The 16,007-nt window shown below is 75.6% G+C and carries 11 protein-coding genes; 2 read left to right on the top strand and 9 right to left on the bottom strand.

Annotated features, from left to right (window positions below; genetic code table 11):
• Positions 1–19 precede the first annotated feature (19 nt).
• The 9 genes from ACIP60_RS00945 to ACIP60_RS00905 form a co-directional block, all read right to left on the bottom strand.
• The gene (locus ACIP60_RS00945; RefSeq protein ID WP_146616465.1) at positions 20–184 is read right to left on the bottom strand and encodes a DUF4175 domain-containing protein; all 165 of its coding nucleotides are present in this window, start codon (positions 182–184) and stop codon (positions 20–22) included.
• 77 nt (positions 185–261) lie between these two features.
• Complete coding sequence (locus ACIP60_RS00940; RefSeq protein ID WP_400678765.1) at positions 262–1,380, bottom strand: PRC and DUF2382 domain-containing protein; 1,119 nt, start codon at positions 1,378–1,380, stop codon at positions 262–264.
• Between the two features lie 190 nt (positions 1,381–1,570).
• A complete protein-coding gene (locus tag ACIP60_RS00935) occupies positions 1,571–1,765 on the bottom strand; it encodes a hypothetical protein (protein WP_400678763.1) in 195 nt (64 codons plus the stop codon).
• A 258-nt stretch (positions 1,766–2,023) separates the two neighbouring features.
• Positions 2,024–3,430 (bottom strand): dihydrolipoyl dehydrogenase, encoded by a 1,407-nt coding sequence (gene lpdA, locus ACIP60_RS00930; protein ID WP_400678762.1) that lies wholly within the window; start codon positions 3,428–3,430, stop codon positions 2,024–2,026.
• The gene (locus tag ACIP60_RS00925; RefSeq protein ID WP_400678760.1) at positions 3,427–4,842 is read right to left on the bottom strand and encodes a M1 family metallopeptidase; all 1,416 of its coding nucleotides are present in this window, start codon (positions 4,840–4,842) and stop codon (positions 3,427–3,429) included. Before ACIP60_RS00925 ends, lpdA begins: the two co-directional genes overlap by 4 nt.
• A 37-nt stretch (positions 4,843–4,879) precedes the next feature.
• Positions 4,880–8,692 carry a Pls/PosA family non-ribosomal peptide synthetase gene (locus tag ACIP60_RS00920; protein ID WP_400678759.1) on the bottom strand — a complete coding sequence of 1,271 codons (3,813 nt, stop codon included), beginning with the start codon at positions 8,690–8,692 and terminating at the stop codon, positions 4,880–4,882.
• 310 nt (positions 8,693–9,002) lie between these two features.
• Entirely contained in the window at positions 9,003–10,958 is a 1,956-nt protein-coding gene (locus ACIP60_RS00915; RefSeq protein WP_400679898.1) for an APC family permease, read from the bottom strand.
• Between the two features lie 240 nt (positions 10,959–11,198).
• On the bottom strand, positions 11,199–11,759 hold the full coding sequence (locus tag ACIP60_RS00910) for a DUF421 domain-containing protein (protein ID WP_400678757.1): 561 nt from the start codon (positions 11,757–11,759) through the stop codon (positions 11,199–11,201).
• Between the two features lie 137 nt (positions 11,760–11,896).
• Positions 11,897–12,475, bottom strand: a complete 579-nt coding sequence (locus tag ACIP60_RS00905) for an O-methyltransferase (protein ID WP_400678755.1) — start codon at positions 12,473–12,475, stop codon at positions 11,897–11,899.
• A gap of 270 nt (positions 12,476–12,745) precedes the next feature.
• Here ACIP60_RS00905 and ACIP60_RS00900 point away from each other — a divergent pair, with 270 nt between their 5' ends.
• Positions 12,746–14,992: a PP2C family protein-serine/threonine phosphatase gene (locus ACIP60_RS00900; RefSeq protein ID WP_400678753.1), complete on the top strand. Its 2,247-nt coding sequence runs from the start codon at positions 12,746–12,748 to the stop codon at positions 14,990–14,992.
• A gap of 232 nt (positions 14,993–15,224) precedes the next feature.
• A complete protein-coding gene (locus ACIP60_RS00895) occupies positions 15,225–16,007 on the top strand; it encodes a VOC family protein (RefSeq protein ID WP_400678751.1) in 783 nt (260 codons plus the stop codon).

The following is a 16,007-nucleotide window of genomic DNA, read 5'->3' as shown; positions in this document are numbered from 1 at the left end:
CCGCTCACGTGCGGGGGGCCTAGCGGGGCGCGGAGCTCCTGCGGCCCATCCGGACGCCCGCCACCAGCAGGGCGCCGACGAACAGCACCGCGCCGATCACCAGCAGCCACAGCAGGCCCTTCACCAGCGCGCCGACGAAGCCGCACACCACGGCGATCAGCACGATCAGCAGCAACCACACCATCTCGGCCTCCTTCGCTCGTCCCGCACCCGGCGCGTCCGGCGGGGCTCAGCCCGAGGGCCGGGCCCCGCCGGAGGGCGTCACCGGCGGCGTCCCCGACCCGGGTCGTCCTTGCCGGTGTTCGGCGGCAACTTCCCTTCGGCATCCGGCAGTTCGGCCTCGATGCGCTCCTTGCGCACCTCGCCCGTGACGGTCTGCTCCTCGACGTGCTCCTCGGTCACCAGCCGCACCCGCTCCACCGGGACGGCCTCGGTGCGCACGACCGGGCGCTCCCCGTGCAGGGTCACGTCGTACTCGGCCTCCGAGATGACCTCGCCGGACAGCGCCTCGCCGCGGTTCGCCTCGGTGATCGGCTCGCGCTCGAGCCGGACCTCCTCGTGCCGCACCGGCACGGTCTGCTGCTCCTCCTCGGTGACGACGTACTTGCGCAGCCGGGCGTGCCCGGTCTCGTACCGCTCGATGCCGACGCGCATCCGCTCCTCGGAGCGGGTCATCGCGTCGTCGTCGCGCTCGGTGCGGCCGGTCCCCCGGACGGCGGGGCCGGGCGCGGCGGCAGCGGCGGAGCGGGCGTCCAGGTCGGAACGGGCGTCCATCCGGCCGCCCGCCGTCGCACCGGCGGCAGTGGTCCCGGCCGCACCGGCGGTTCCGGCGGCCTTGCCGGTTCCGGTGGTTCCGGTGGTTCCGGCGGCGCTGGTGGTCCCGGCGATCCGGGTGTCGGCGGAGCGGCCCGTCTTCGACTTGGCCGCCGCCGCGCCCGCCGCACCGGCCGCGCCCGCGGCGCCCGCCGTACCGGCGGCGGTGCCGGTGGTCGTGCCGGTGCCGCCCTCCCGGTTGGCCCAGCCGCCCTCGCCGGGCTGGTTGGCGGCCTTCCACGCGTCGTCCCAGGCGATGCCGTAGTGCTGGTACAGCCGGCGCTCCTCCTGCTCGGAGAGGTGGCCGCCGTTGTCCACGTCGACGTTCGGCGCGTCCTTGACCTTGTCCTTGGCGTAGGGGACCTGGAGGTGGCCGTCGACCACGTCGGCGTCCCGGATCGGGACGAACGACTCGCTCGAACCGAACCACCCGGTCTTCACGCTGACCCACTCGGGCTTGCCGGTGGCGTCGTCGAGGAAGAGGTGGTCGGCCTTACCGATCTTGTTGCCCTGAGCGTCGTGCACGGGGTGGTTCAGCATGGAACGGATCTGCTGTTCGGTGATCATGTGCTCACGCCTCCTTCACATTCCAGCACTGGGCGCGTGGCCCGCTCCGCCGGACTGAAACCCGCTTCCGGGACACATTCACGCAAAGTGACCGAAATCGGGCGAATTCGCCGTCTCCACTCACGCTGCGTCCCCGGTGCGGACCGTGCCGCACCGGGGACGCCCGGCGGAGTGCGCCCGGCGGGCCGGGCTACACCCCGTCCCCGTCGCCGTCGCCCTCCCCGTCGTCGACGCCGTCCCCGTCGCCGGGGTCCAGGCCGACCTCCTCGCGGTCCTCCTCGGTGCGCTCCTCCAGCTCGGCCTCGTCGGGCCGCCGCGGCAGGCCGCCGCCGTGGCCGGTGTCGGGGTCGCCCTCGACCGCCTTGTTCGACTTGTGGTGGGACACGGTTGCCTCCGGCAGTGGTGCGGACGTTGCTTCCCTCCATCACCCCCCGCCGCCGGACGGTCCGCAAACCGGGGGGCCGGGCCGCGCGGGCCCGGGCGGCCCGGCCCGGCCCCGGTGCGCTCGGCGACCGTCCGGCAGGGGGCGGGGGCGTCCATCGGCGGGCTCCTCACGGCGTCGGGACCGGAGACGCACCGCCCCGGCGCGCCGCCGTACCGTCGGCGGGCACCGGGGCGGCGGTCGCGCACCCGGAGGGCCGCACTACATGTTGATCATGTGCCCGGCCAGGCCGTGGATCGCCTCCTTGACGGCCTCGCCCAGCGTCGGGTGGGCGTGCACGTTGCGGCCGACCTCGTGCACCGTCAGGTCCCACTGCTGGGCCAGCGTCAGTTCGGGCAGCAGCTCGGTGACCTCGGGGCCGATCAGGTGGGCGCCGAGCAGTTCGCCGTGGGTCTCGTCGGCGATGACCTTGACGAAGCCGACCGGCTGGCCGAGGCCGTGCGCCTTGCCGTTGGCGGTGAACGGGAACTTCTGCACCTTGACGGCGTAGCCCTGCTCGCGGGCCTGCGCCTCGGTGTAGCCGAAACTGGCGACCTGCGGCTGGCAGTAGGTGGCGCGCGGGACCATCACGAAGTCGATCTCCATGGTCTCGGCCCCGGCGATGGTCTCGGCGGCGATCACCGCCATCGCCTCGGCGGCGTGCGCGAGCATCAGCTTCGCGGTGACGTCGCCGATCGCGAAGATGTGCTCGACGCTGGTGCGGCCCCGGCCGTCGACGGCGATCGCGCCGCGCTCGGTGAGCTGCACGCCGGTGGCCTCCAGGCCGTAGCCCCGGACGCGCGGCACGAAGCCGATCGCCTGGAGCACCTTGTCGGCCTCCAGCACCTCCTGCTTGCCGTCCCGGGTGACGGTGACCTTCACCGGGCCCGCCGGGTCGGAGTCGTCGATCGCGTCGACCCGGGTGGAGGTGAGCACCTTGATGCCCAACTTGCGGTACTGCTTGGCGAGTTCGGCGGATACGTCGGCGTCCTCCAGCGGCACCATCCGGTCCAGGAACTCGACGACGGTGACCTGGACGCCGTAGTTGTGCAGCACGTACGCGAACTCGACGCCGATCGCGCCGGCGCCCGCGATGACGATCGACTCCGGCAGCCGCTCGGTGAGGATCTGCTCCTCGTAGGTGACGACCCGCTCGCTGAGCGAGGTGCCGGGCAGCAGCCGGGTGGTGGCGCCGGTCGCGATGACGCAGTGGTCGAAGGTGACCATCTCGAAGCCGCCGGCGGCGAGCTTGACCTGGAGGGTGTGGTCGTCGACGAAGGTGCCCCAGCCGTCGTACTCGGTGATGCCGTTCTTCTTCATCAGGTAGTGGACGCCCTTGACCCGGCCGTCGGCGACCTGCCGGGAGCGGCTGAACGCCTTGCCGTAGTCGAAGGAGACCTTGCCGTCGACCTGGATGCCGTACAGCTCGGCCTCGTTCAGCACGGTGTGCGCGAGCTCGGCGTTGCGCAGCAGGGCCTTCGAGGGGATGCAGCCGACGTTGAGGCAGACGCCGCCCCAGTACTTGGCCTCGATCACGGCGGTGCGCAGGCCGAGCTGGGCGGAGCGGACGGCGGCGGTGTAGCCGCCGGGGCCGGCGCCCAGGACGACCACGTCGTAGTGCGTGCTCATGTTCCTCGATCCTTCAGGAAGCGACGGACGGCCTCACGGCCCGTGCCTCCCAGTACACCAGGCCGGGGGGCCGGGGACGGCTCCGGCTCCGGGACGGGCAGGTCGGGCAGCGCGCCCCGGTGCAGCCAGGCGTCCAGCAGCGGGCCGAGCGGGCGGTCGGTGTAGCGGGCGGCGTGCGCGGCGAAGTCGGCGGTGGCGGCCACGGCGTGCCGGTAGGCGGTGGCCCAGTCGCGCAGCAGCCGGAAGAAGGCGGGGTCGCCGAGGGCGCAGCGCAGCGCGTGCACGGTCAGGCCGCCGCGCTCGTAGACCCGGTCGTCGAACATGTGCCGCTTGCCGGGGTCGCCGATCGCCAGGTCCTGCGGCAGGCCGCGCAGTTGGAGGTGGGCGTCGGCGGCCAGGCGCTGGGCGGTGGGGCCGCCGGTGCGCTCGGACCAGAGCCACTCGGCGTACTTGGCCAGGCCCTCGTTGAGCCAGATGTGCCGCCAGTCGGCGACGGTGACGCTGTTGCCGAACCACTGGTGGGCGAGCTCGTGGGCGACCAGCCGCTCCCAGCCGCGCCGCCCGTCGAGGTGGTTGCGGCCGAAGGTGGCCATGCCCTGCGCCTCGACCGGCACGTCGAGGTCCTCGTCGACCACGGCGACGGTGTACCCGTCGAACGGGTACGGGCCGAACAGCTCCTCGAACAGGCGCATCATCTGCGGCTGCCGGGCGAAGTCGTGCTCGAACCGGGCCGCCAGCGGCTGCGGCACCCAGCCGCTCTGCGGGACGGTGCCGGGGGCCCGCTCGGTCAGCGGGACCTGCCGCAGCGGGGCGATCGCCAGCCCGACCAGGTAGGGGGCGGTGGGCGCGGGCTGCTCGTAGACCCAGGTGGTGGCGGAGGAGCGGGTGGTGCGGCTGAGCAGGCGCCCGCCGGTGACCACGGCGTACGGGGTCGCGGTGGTCACCGTCAGCTGGTAGGCGGCCTTGTCGGCGGGGCGGTCGTTGCAGGGGAACCAGGACGGGGCGCCGACCGGCTGGGAGGCGACCAGCGCGCCGTCGGTGATCTCCTCGAAGCCGATCCCGCCCCAGGGGCTGCGCACCGGGCGCGGGTTGCCGGACCAGTGCACCTCGCAGGTGAACACCGCCCCGGCGGCGGGGGCCTTGGCGGGCCTGATCCGGAGCTTGCCGTCCCGGTGCGCGTAGTGCGCGGCCTTCCCGTCGACCAGCACCCGGCCGATCCGGAAGTCGGCCAGGTCGAGGGTGAACTCGCGCAGCGGCTCGGGCCCGGCGATGGCGGCGATCCGGGCGGAGGCGGCCAGCCGGTTGGGGCCGGGCCGGTAGTCGAGGGCGAGTTCGTAGCGGTGGGCGCGGTAGCGCGGGTCCCCGTGCCGGGGGAAGTACGGGTCGGCGGCGGGGGCCGGCTTGGAGCTCAACGCGGGGGGTCCTCCTGGCGCGGGGGCGGTCACTGCTTTACTGCCAGGCTTCGATCGGGTTGCCGAGCCAGCGGGTGTCGGCGGGCACCGTCTCGGCCCGCATCACCAGCGAGGCCGGGCCGAGGGTGGAGCGCTCGCCGACGGTGCTGCCGGGCAGCACGATCCCGCCCGGGCCCAGGGTGGCGCCCGCGCGGAGCTCCACAGTATCCAGCCGCATGATCCGGTCGTGGAAGAGGTGGGTCTGCAGCACGCAGCCGCGGTTGACGCTGACGCCGTCGCCGAGGGTGACCAGGTCGGCCTCGGGCAGCCAGTAGCTCTCGCACCACACGCCGCGGCCGATCCGCGCGCCGAGCGCGCGCAGCCACAGGTTCATCAGCGGGGTGCCGGCGGTGCGGCCGACCAGCCAGGGCACCGCGAGCACCTCGGTGAAGGTGTCGGCCAGCTCGTTGCGCCAGACGAAGCCGGACCACAGCGGGTGCTCGACCGCCCGGAACCGGCCGACCAGCAGCCACTTGGCGGCGGCGGAGACCAGGCAGGCGGCCAGGCCCGCGGCCAGCAGCACCAGGCCCGACAGCAGCGGCGCGTCCAGGGCGCAGAGCGCGGCGGCGGTGAGCACGGCCAGCGCGGCGGAGGCGAGCACCGGGACGATCCGGGCCAGTTCGGTCAGGCCGCGGGCCCAGCGCAGCCGGGCGGGCGGCTCGTAGGTGAGGGCGAGGTCGGCGGTGTCGGCGGCCCGGGGCAGCTTGACCGGCGGCATGCCCAGGTAGGAGCTGCCGCGCTTGGCCTTCTTGGGCGTCGCGGACAGCACCCCGACCAGGCCGCGGTCGGGGACGGCCCGGCCGGGCGCGGTCATCCCGGAGTTGCCGAGGAAGGCCCGCTCGCCGATCTCGGCCCGCCCGATCCGCAGCCAGCCGCCGCCCAGCTCGTACGGGGCGATCAGGGTGTCGTCGGCGAGGAAGGCGCCGTCGCCGACCTTGGTCAGGCTGGGCAGCGCCAGCACGGTGGAGACCTCCGCGCCCTTGCCGACCCGCATGCCCAGCAGCCGCAGCCAGACCGGGGTGATCAGCCCGGCGTACAGCGGGAACAGCGTCTCGCGGGCCAGGTCCATCAGCTGGCTGACCGTCCACGCCTGCCAGCCGACCCGGCCGTGCAGCGGGTGGTAGCCGGTGCGCAGTCCGAGCGAGAGCAGCCGGACGCCCGCCAGGACGAGCGCGGCGTAGGCCAGCCCGTAGGCGAGGGTGGCGGGGACGAGGGCGGTCAGGGCGCCGCGGACGGCCGCCTCCGGGCCGTCGCCGGGGTGGACGAACCGGCCGGCGATCAGCAGCGCGGGCAGCGCGGCGAGCAGCGGCAGCAGGGAGAGCGCGAAGCCGGTGGCGCCGTAGGCGGCGGCCCAGCGGCGGGTGCGCGGGGGGCGCTGCTCGGGCCAGCCGCGCTGGGCCTTGCCGGTCTTGGCGGCGGGCGCGCCGGCCCAGCGCTGGCCGGTGGGGACGGCGCCGGTGACGCCGGAGCCGGGGGCGATCTCGGCGCGCTTGCCGATCTTGGCGCCGGGCAGCAGGGTCGAGCGGGTGCCGACCACGGCGCCCGCGCCGATCCGCAGCGCGCCGATCTCCAGCCGGTCGCCGTCCAGCCAGTGGCCGGACAGGTCGACCTCGTTCTCGACCGCGCAGCCCTTGCCCAGGCGCAGCAGGCCGGTGACCGGCGGCAGGGCGTGCAGGTCGACGTCGGGGGCGACCCGGCAGCCGAGCGCCCGGGCGTAGCGGATCAGCCAGGAGCCGGAGAGGCCGACGGCGCCGGAGGCTTCGGCGAGCCGTTCGGCGGCCCACAGCCGCAGGTGGACGGAGCCGCCGCGCGGGTAGCTGCCGGGGCCGACGCCGCGCAGCAGCAGCCGGGCGCCGCCGGCGGCGATCGCCAGCCGGCCGGGCGCGGAGTACAGCAGCAGGGCGCCGGCGGCCAGCAGCCACCAGGGCGCGCGGGGGGCCCACGGGTAGTCGCCGAGCAGGTGCAGGACGGTGCCGAGCGCGCCGAGGGCGAGCGACCAGCGCAGGCCGGTGAGGGTGGCCAGCGGCAGCGTCAGCAGCAGTTGCAGCGCCTGGGCGCGGCGGGGCACGGGGGCGACGGTGCGGGCCGCTCCCCCGGACTGGGCGGACTTCTCCAGCAGCCGGGCGAGCTTGCGCAGGGTGGGCTGCTGGTAGACGTCGAGGACGGAGGCGGCCGGGTAGCGGGCGCGCAGCAGGGTGGTGAGCTGGGCGGCGGCCAGCGAGCCGCCGCCGATCGCGAAGAAGTCGTCGTCGGCGCCGCGCACCGGGGTGCCGAGGATCTGCGTCCACTGCTCGGCGAGCCACGCCTCGGTGCCGTAGAGCTGCTCGGCGGGCCCGGCGGTCTCCAGCTCGGGCAGCGGCCAGGGCAGCGCGTCCCGGTCGACCTTGCCGGAGGTGCGGGTGGGCAGGTGGTCGACGGGGGCGAGCAGCGGGACGAGGGCGGCGGGCAGTTCGGCGCGCAGCCGGGCGACGGCGGCGTCCCGGTCGAAGCCGTCCTGGGTGACCAGGTAGCCGACCAGCAGCTGGTTGCCGCCGCGGGCGGTGCGCACGGCGGCGGCGGCGCCGGAGACGGCGGGCAGCGCCTGGAGGGCCGCGTCGACCTCGCCGAGCTCGATCCGCCGGCCGCCGAGCTTGATCTGCTCGTCGGCGCGGCCGAGGAAGACCAGGCCCTCGGGTTCGGCGCGCACCAGGTCGCCGGAGCGGTAGGCGCGCTCCCAGCCGAGGGATTCCAGCGGGGCGTACTTCTCGGCGTCCTTGGCCGGGTCGAGGTAGCGGGCCAGGCCGACGCCGCCGATCACCAGCTGGCCGCTGCCGCCCATCGGGACGGGCTCGCCGGCCTCGTCGACGACGGCCAGCTCCCAGCCGTCCAGCGGCAGGCCGATCCGGACCGGGGGCCGGCCGGTCAGCAGGGCGCCGCAGGCGACCACGGTGGCCTCGGTGGGGCCGTAGGTGTTCCACACCTCGCGGCCCTCGGTGACCAGGCGCTCGGCGAGTTCGGGCGGGCACGCCTCGCCGCCGAAGATCAGCAGCCGGACCTCGTTGAGCGCCTCGGCGGGCCAGAGCGCGGCCAGGGTCGGGACGGTGGAGATCACGGTGATCTCCTGCTCGGCCAGCCACAGCCCGAGGTCGGCGCCGGAGCGGACCTGGGCGCGCGGGACGGGCACCAGGCAGGCGCCGTGCCGCCAGGCCAGCCACATCTCCTCGCAGGAGGCGTCGAAGGCCACCGACAGCCCGGCCATCACCCGGTCGCCGGGGCCGATCGGCTCCTCCCGGAGGAACATCGCGGCCTCGGCGTCGACGAACGCGGCGGCGCTGCGGTGGGTGACGGCGACGCCCTTGGGCTTGCCGGTGGAGCCGGAGGTGAAGATGATCCAGGCGTCGTGCTCCGGACCGGGCTCCCGGGCCTCGTGGCCGGAGGGCTTGACCTTCTCCAGCCGGTGGTCGGCACCGATCACCGCGTTCACGTCGGCCTCGCCGAAGACCAGCTCGGCCCGCTCGTCCGGGTCCTCGAAGTCCACCGGCACGTAGGCGGCGCCCGCGGCCAGCACCGCCAGGATCGCCACGTACAGCTGGTTGCCGCCGGAGGGCACCCGGACGCCGACCCGGTCGCCGAGGCCGACGCCCGCCCGGGCCAGGTGCCGGCGGACCCGCTCCACCTCGGTGAGCAGCGCCGCGTAGCTGAGCGTCTCGCGCCCGTCGTCCAGGGCCGGCTCCTGCGGGTGGGCGGCGGCGGTGGCGGCCAGCACGTCGACCAGGGTGCGCGGCGCGGGGGCGGCCTGGGCGCGGAACAGCGCGGTATCGGGAACGGTCATCACGGCCACACGGTCCTCGTCCTGGGTTCCCCGGCGGTCAACCGAAGGCGTCGAAAGCAAGACAACCTGGGCAAGTTTACCGGTCAGGCGGGGTGCGGGGCCGGAGGCGGCGGGCCGGCGGACCGGTGGGCGGGGGGCCGGGACGGCGGGCGGGGGCCGGGCGCGGGCGGGCGGGTGGTCGGCCCGCGCCGCTGCGCGGCTGGTTGCGGGGGGTGGGCGGGCGGCCGGGCTGACGGGGCGTCAACCGGCGGGCGCGGCGGAGTACTCCCGGTGTTCACCCAGTGTTCACGCTCCCGCCTTGTCGGTGTGGTCAGCGGCTCCGGGTGGGTTCGCCGCGGCGCACCGCGCCGGGGGCCCGGCCGGTGGGGCGGTCGGCGCGGTGCGCCGAAGTGAGCTGCCAGGGCACCGAGATGACCATCACACCGGGGGTGAACAGCAGCCGGCTCTTGAGCCACAGGGCGGTCTGGTTGTGCAGCAGGTTCTCCCACCAACGGCCGACCACGTACTCGGGGATCAGCACGGCCACCGCGTCGCCGGGGTGAGCGGCCGTCAGCTCCCGCACGTGGGCGACCACCGGCTTGGTGATCTCCCGGAACGGCGAGTCGAGCACCCGCAGCGGCACCTCGACCCCGCCGCCGTCCCACCGGGCGCGCAGGTCGGCGGTGGCCTCCGGCTCGACGTCCACGGTGAGCGCCTCCAGCGTGTCGGGGCGCATCGCCTGCGCGTAGCCGAGCGCCCGCAGGGTGGGCTTGTGCAGCTTGGAGACCAGCACCACGGCGTGCACCCGCCGGGGCCGGTCGGCGCCGGGCTCCTCGGCCGCGAGTTCGGCGGCGACGGCGTCGTAGTGGCGGCGGACGCCGCGCATGGCCAGCCAGAGCAGCAGGGCGGCGACCACGGCCAGCCAGGCGCCCTGGGTGAACTTGGTGATCAGCACGATCACCAGCACCAGCGCGGTGGTGCCGGCGCCCAGCCCGTTGATCACCCGGGAGCGGCGCGCGGCGGCCCGGGCGGCGGGCTCGGCCTCGGTGGCCAGCGCTCGGTTCCAGTGCCGGACCATGCCGATCTGGGAGAGCGTGAAGGAGGTGAACACGCCCAGGATGTACAGGTGGATCAGGCTGGTGACGTCCGCCCGGTAGAACCAGAGCAGCGCCCCGGCCACCACGGCGAGCGCGATGATGCCGTTGGAGAACGCCAGCCGGTCGCCGCGGGTGTGCAGTTGCCGGGGCAGGTAGCGGTGCTGGGCGAGGATCGAGGAGAGCAGCGGGAAGCCGTTGAACGCGGTGTTCGCGGCCAGGATCAGCACCAGTGCGGTCACCGCCTGCACGGCGTAGAACAGCACGCTGTCCGAGCCGCCGAAGACGGTGGCGGCGAGCTGGGCGATCACGGTCTGCTGGGTGTGGGTGCGGCAGTCCCCGGCCAGGCCGGTCAGCCGGCAGGCGTCCTCGACGTAGTGGACGTGCGAGGTCAGCGCGAGCAGCGTGACGCCGGCGAACATCACCACCGCGACGACGCCCATCACCGCCATGGTGGCCGCGGCGTTGCGGGACTTCGGGGCCCGGAACGCGGGCACCCCGTTGGAGATCGCCTCGACGCCGGTCAGCGCGGTGCAGCCGGAGGCGAAGGCGCGCAGGCCCAGCATCAGCAGCCCCAGGCCCTGTAGCGCGTCCTTGCCGTGCTCGGGCGCGACGCCCAGGTGCGCGGTCGGCGCCTGCGGGCTGTCGCCGAACGCGAGCCGGACCAGGCCGGTGGCCACCATCAGCAGGATGGCGCCGATGAACAGGTACGTCGGCGCGGCGAACGCCCGGCCGGACTCGCGCACGCCGCGCAGGTTCACCGCGGTCAGCAGCGCGGTGAAGCCGAGCGCCAGCGCCACCCGGTGGTCGGCCAGCGAGCCGAACGCGGAGATGATGTTGTCCACGCCGGAGGCCACCGAGACGGCCACCGTCATCACGTAGTCGACCAGCAGCGAGGCGGCCACCACCAGCCCCGCGTTCGCCCCGAGGTTGCGCGAGACCACCTCGTACGAGCCGCCGCCGCTCGGGTAGGCGTGCACCACCTGCCGGTAGGAGAGCACCACCACGGCCATCAGGGCGACCACGCCCAGCGCGATCCACGGCGTCAGGTACAGGAACGCGGTGCCGCCGACGGTGAGCACCAGCAGGATCTCGCCGGTCGCGTAGGCCACCGAGGAGAGCGGGTCGGAGGCGAAGATCGGCAGCGCCAGCCGCTTGGGCAGCAGCGTCTCGCCGAGTTCCTCGCTGCGCATGGCGCGGCCGATCACGAGGCGCTTGAGCGCCTGGGGGAGGTTGAGCACAGCACGGGAGCGTATGTGGCCCGTCCACCCGGCAAGCCGCCCGTCCAGCAGGCTCGTTTCCCGAGTTTCCGCAGGCCAGAGGCGGTTTCGGTGATCGAATCGAAGGCCGGGGGTGGCGGGGGCCACCCGTTAAGGATTCGTCAATATCGAGCGGAGGCGTGGGACGAAGCAGTCGGAAACGGTCGGAAAAGGTCAACCGGCCGGGGGCAGCCGGGCCTCGATCGCGGCCAGCGCGGCCCGGAGCGCCGCCACGTCGGACTTGTCCGCGACCTGGTCGCCCGGCTTGAGCTTCACCAGCAGCGTCCCGCCGGGCTCCAGCACGATCAGCGCGGTCTCCTCGACCGCGTCGCCGCCCTGGTGCCGGATCGCCACGTCCAGGTCGGCCACCCGGATGCCCTGCCGGGCGATCGTCCGCCGGTCGTACGCCCCGTCCCGGGCCAGCACCGTCGGCGTCCCGTCCAGCAGCCGGTTGAACCAGTCCCAGCGCACCGCCTGGCGCACCAGCAGCCAGTCGGTGGCCAGCAGCACCAACGCCCCGTACAGGCCGCCGGCCAGCGAGTCGTCGTTCCCGATCACGGCGTTCTGCACCACGTTGGAGAGCAGCAGCATGACCACCAGGTCGAAGGTGTTCAGCTGGGCCAGGCCGCGCTTGCCGATCACCCGCAGCAGCACCAGCAGGGCCAGGTAGACCAGCACCGTGCGGACGGTCTTCTCGCCGTACGGGATGCCCGCGTCGAACATGTCCTGCCACATGGCGGCCACCGTAGGCTCCGGCGCGAGCGGCGCCCCGGCCCCCACGCCAGCGGTCACCCGGGCGGCCCACGGGCCGCGGGCGGGCCGTGCGGGCGGTGGCGGTCTCGGGGCGGCCGCGGCCTCGGGGCGGCGGGGGCCTACGGGCGGCGGGTGGCCAGCAGCAGGCCGGAGGCGCAGTCCAGGGGCGTGGCGTGCAGGCGGGGGTCGCCGGTCAGCCGCTCGACCAGGGCGTCGACCGCCGCGGCGTGGTCGGCGGGCCAGGTGGGCTGCGGCAGCAGGTCGTCGACCAGGTACAGGCCGCCCGGGGCGAGCAGCTCCAGCGCCTGGTCGAGGTGGTGGAACTTGCCCGGCCAGGTGTCCGCGAACACCAGGTCGAAGCCGCCGGGCGGCAGCGCGTCGATCAGCTCCGCCCCGTCCCCCACCACCAGCTCCAGCCGCGGGTCCGCCGCCAGGTGCTCGGCCGCGACCGCCGCGACCGCCGCGTCCAGCTCCACGCTCAGCAGCGTCGCGCCCGGGTCCATCCCGCTCAGCAGCCAGCTCGTGCCCACCCCCGCGCCCGTCCCCAGCTCCAGCAGCCGGCCCCCGGGGCGGGCCGCCGCCAGCGTCCGCAGCAGTCGTCCCGTCACCGGGTCGCAGGACATCTCGAACCCGAGCGCCGCGCACCCGCGCGCGATCGCGGACAGCACGGCGGGGTGGGAGTCGGTCGTGAGCGCCATGGCGCGGCCTCCGGGGGTGACGGTCCGTCAGTGGTCGCGACACGCTAGCGGCGCCGGCGGGACCCGCACAGCGAATTCCGCCCCCGTGGACGCACCCTGGACGCACCCTGGACGCACCCTGGACGCACCGGTGGACGCCGGTGGGGGCGGGGCAGGTGTTCACCGGGTGGGCGATGAGCAATAAATGTGACGTATGTGACCTTCTTCCCTTCTGGGCGGTACGGGTGTTTGCAAGCCTGGTCCGCATCCGACCTGCCGAAGGAGACCCCCGTGACCGGCACCCCCCGGCGCGCTGTCCGTCTGCTGCTCATGGCCGCGGCCTCGCTGTCCGTACTGCTGCCGCTGCTGCGCGGCGCCACGACGGCGGGAGCGTTCGCCGAGTTCGGGGCGGGGCGCGGGACGGGGGTGGCCGCGCAGCTGGGGTCGGCGCTGGCGCTGCTGACGGCGCTGCTGGCGTCGGGGCGGGCGGTGGACGCCTGGGGGTGGCCGCGGGTGCTGCGGTGGGCGCTGGGGGTGATGGCGGCGGGGGGCGCGGTCGCGGTCACGGCCGGGCACTCCTGGACGTACCTGGCGGGGCGGGCCGTGGCGGACGCCGGGTCGGCCGGGGTGCTGATCGCCGCGCTGGCCTCCGTCCCGCTGCTGAACCTGCCCGGGCGGATCACCCGGGTGGTGGGCGGGGCGGTCGCGGGCGTCGCCGTGGTGCTGGTGCTCGGCGCGAACGTCGCGGTGCGGATCGACACGGCGGCCGGCTGGCGGCTCGGCGAGGCGGTGGTCCCGGCCGCCGCCGCGCTGCTGCTGCTCGTCGCGCTGCGGCTGCTGCCGCGCGACCGGCTGCCCCGTTCGACCGTCCGCTCGGCGCCCGTGGGCGGGCCGGGGGTGGCGGCGGCGGCGGTGCCGGCCGTCGCGGGCCTGGAGCTGGGGCCGCTGCGCGGCTGGTCGGACCCGGTGGTGGGCGGGCTGCTGGCCGCCGCGGCGGCGCTGTTCGCGGCCGGCCGGGTGCGGGCCGTCCGGCGCGCCCGGAGCCGTCCGGGCCCGGCGGTGCCCGGCGTCCCGGCCCGGGCCGCGGCCGGGGCGCTGGCCGCGGGCGCCACGCTGGGCTTCACCCAGCTCGGGCTGACCGCGGCCGTCCCCGTGCTGCTGCTCCAGCGCGGGGTGCCGCCGACCCACGTGACGCTGTCGATGTCCGGCTACGGGCTGGGCATGCTGGCGGCCGGGCTGACCGCCCGGCACTGGCGGCTGACCCCGCTGACCAGCTCCTCGCTGGGCCTGCCGCTGGCCGCCGTCGGCCTGGCCTCGCTGCACTTCCTGCCGGACGGGGCCGGGCGGGCCGCGCTGGTCGCGGGCGCGGTGGCGGTGCTGGTCGGATTCGGCCTGGTGATCACCCAGATCCCCTACCTGGCCGGGTTCCTGGCCGCGCTGCCCCGCCAGCGGCGGGCCGCCGCCTCGGCGCTGTACCCGGTGGCGATCCTGCTCGGCGGCGTGCTGGCCCAGACCGTGCCGGGCAGCTCGGCGCTGCTGACCGGCACCCACGACCCGGACGCGCTGAGCACCGTGCTCTGGGTGGCCTGCGGCGCGGTCGCGCTGGTGGCGATGGTGCTGGGCCGCCCGGTGGTGTCGCTGACCGTCGCCGCGGCGGCCGGGCTGCAGCACCTGCTGCTGGTCGCGCTGGCCGGCGAACGGGTCGCCGACCGCCCCGGGGCGGCGGTGGCCGCGCTGGCGGTGGGCGCGGCGGCCGGGCTGGTGGCCTGGAGCCGCCGCCAGCAGTCGGAGCGGCTGGCCCGCGTCCGGGCCAGCGAGATCGCCCTGCAACAGGCGGTGCTGCACCCCATCCCGGCCCGGCTGGGCGAGCTGCGCCTGACCGGCCACTACCAGCCCGCGACGGCGGGCACCGGCGTCGGCGGCGACTTCTTCGAGGCGGTGCGCACCCCGCACGGCACCCGGCTGCTGATCGGCGACGTCCGGGGCAAGGGGTTGCAGGCCGTCCAGACCGTCACCGAGCTGCTGGGCTGCTTCCGCTCCCAGGCGCACGAGACCGCCGACCTGGGCGAGCTGGCCGCCCGGCTGGACCGCCAGCTCGCCCGGCTGGCGGCGGCCCGCGGCGACGAGGAGCTGTTCGCCACGGCGCTGCTGCTCCAGCACCGGGACGGCGTCGACCAGGTCGAGGTGGTCAACTGCGGGCACCTCGCCCCGCTCCGGGTCGGGCCGGACGGGGCCGGCGCCGTCCCCGTCCCGGCGCTGCTGCCGCTCGGCCTGGGCGCGCTCGGGCACGGTCCGGCCCCCGCCCCGACCCCGCTGGCCCTGCCGGGCGGCTCGGCGCTGCTGCTGCACACGGACGGGCTGAGCGAGGCGCGCAACTCCTCCGGCGAGTTCTACCCCCTGGACGAGCGGCTGTCCGTGCTGGGCGCCGCCGACCCGGGCCGCCTGATCGCCGGCCTCGTCTCGGACGTCCGGGACTGGACGCACCAGCTGTCGGACGACATCGCGCTGATCGCCCTCACCCGGGCGCGGGCCGGCTGACGCGCCGGCCTGACGGCTCCGCCGGGCTGGCGGGCGCGTCAGCCGGGGCGGGGACGGCGCCGGCCGGGCGGGGGCGGCTCCCCCGGGTGCGGGGGCGGGGGCGGCTCCCCCGGGTGGGGCGACTCCCCCGGGTGGGGACGGTCGGCCGGGCTCCGGTGGCGGAACCGGGTCGGCGCCGGGAGGGTGGCTGGCGGGGGACGCACCGGATGTCCCGAACCGGAAAGAGCGAGAGATGCCCGAAGTCACCACCCCGTACGCGACCGGCACCCCGTGCTGGGTCGATCTGATGGCGAAGGACCAGCAGGCGGCGCTGGACTTCTACCGCGACCTGCTCGGCTGGCAGGGGCAGCCCGGCCCGGCCGAGTTCGGCGGGTACGCGGTCTGCGAACTGGACGGCAAGGCCGTGGCCGGGATCGGCCCGGCGATGGCGCCGGAGGGGATGCCGGAGCCGCCGACCGTCTGGACCGGCTACCTGGCCAGCACCGACGCCCAGGCCACCCAGGACGCGATCGTCGCGGCGGGCGGCACGCTGATCGTCCCGACCGTGGACGTCGGCGACCTGGGCCGGATGCTGGTCGCGGCGGACCCGCAGGGCGCGGTGTTCGGCGTCTGGCAGCCCGGCGAGTTCTTCGGCGCGCGGGTGGTCAACGAGGCCGGCGCGCTGACCTGGAACGAGCTGCACACCAGCGACGTGCCGGGCGCCACCGCGTTCTACGGCGAGGCGTTCGGCATCGAGATCGAGCCGCTGGACGGCGCGGACTCGTACTGGGAGCTGCGGGTCGGCGGCCGGGCGGTCGGCGGGGTCACCCTGCTGGCCAACGACCCGCCCGGCACCCCGGCGCACTGGCTGACCTACTTCGCCGTCGACGACGTGGACTCCACCGTGGACGCGCTGGTCCGGCGGGGCGGGACGGTGCTCGCGCCGCCGTTCGACATGATGGCCGGGCGGATGACGGTGGTCGCCGACCCGCAGGGGGCGCCGTTCGCGATGATCAAGCCGCAGCCGATGTCGTAG

This window comes from Kitasatospora sp. NPDC088783 (genome assembly GCF_044750705.1).
In the GTDB taxonomy this organism is placed as follows: domain Bacteria; phylum Actinomycetota; class Actinomycetes; order Streptomycetales; family Streptomycetaceae; genus Kitasatospora; species Kitasatospora fiedleri.
Note: the sequence above shows the minus strand (reverse complement) of the source record. Positions and strands in the feature narration are given on the sequence as shown.

What these genes read in the sequence shown, in the direction of transcription:
- ACIP60_RS00945 (WP_146616465.1), bottom strand. Translation starts at nt 184, where the DNA reads ATGGTGTGGTTGCTGCTGATCGTGCTGATCGCCGTGGTGTGCGGCTTC.
- ACIP60_RS00940 (WP_400678765.1), bottom strand. Translation starts at nt 1,380, where the DNA reads ATGATCACCGAACAGCAGATCCGTTCCATGCTGAACCACCCCGTGCAC.
- lpdA (WP_400678762.1), bottom strand. Translation starts at nt 3,430, where the DNA reads ATGAGCACGCACTACGACGTGGTCGTCCTGGGCGCCGGCCCCGGCGGC.
- ACIP60_RS00920 (WP_400678759.1), bottom strand. Translation starts at nt 8,692, where the DNA reads ATGACCGTTCCCGATACCGCGCTGTTCCGCGCCCAGGCCGCCCCCGCG.
- ACIP60_RS00915 (WP_400679898.1), bottom strand. Translation starts at nt 10,958, where the DNA reads ATGCGCAGCGAGGAACTCGGCGAGACGCTGCTGCCCAAGCGGCTGGCG.
- ACIP60_RS00910 (WP_400678757.1), bottom strand. Translation starts at nt 11,759, where the DNA reads ATGTGGCAGGACATGTTCGACGCGGGCATCCCGTACGGCGAGAAGACC.
- ACIP60_RS00905 (WP_400678755.1), bottom strand. Translation starts at nt 12,475, where the DNA reads ATGGCGCTCACGACCGACTCCCACCCCGCCGTGCTGTCCGCGATCGCG.
- ACIP60_RS00895 (WP_400678751.1), top strand. Translation starts at nt 15,225, where the DNA reads ATGCCCGAAGTCACCACCCCGTACGCGACCGGCACCCCGTGCTGGGTC.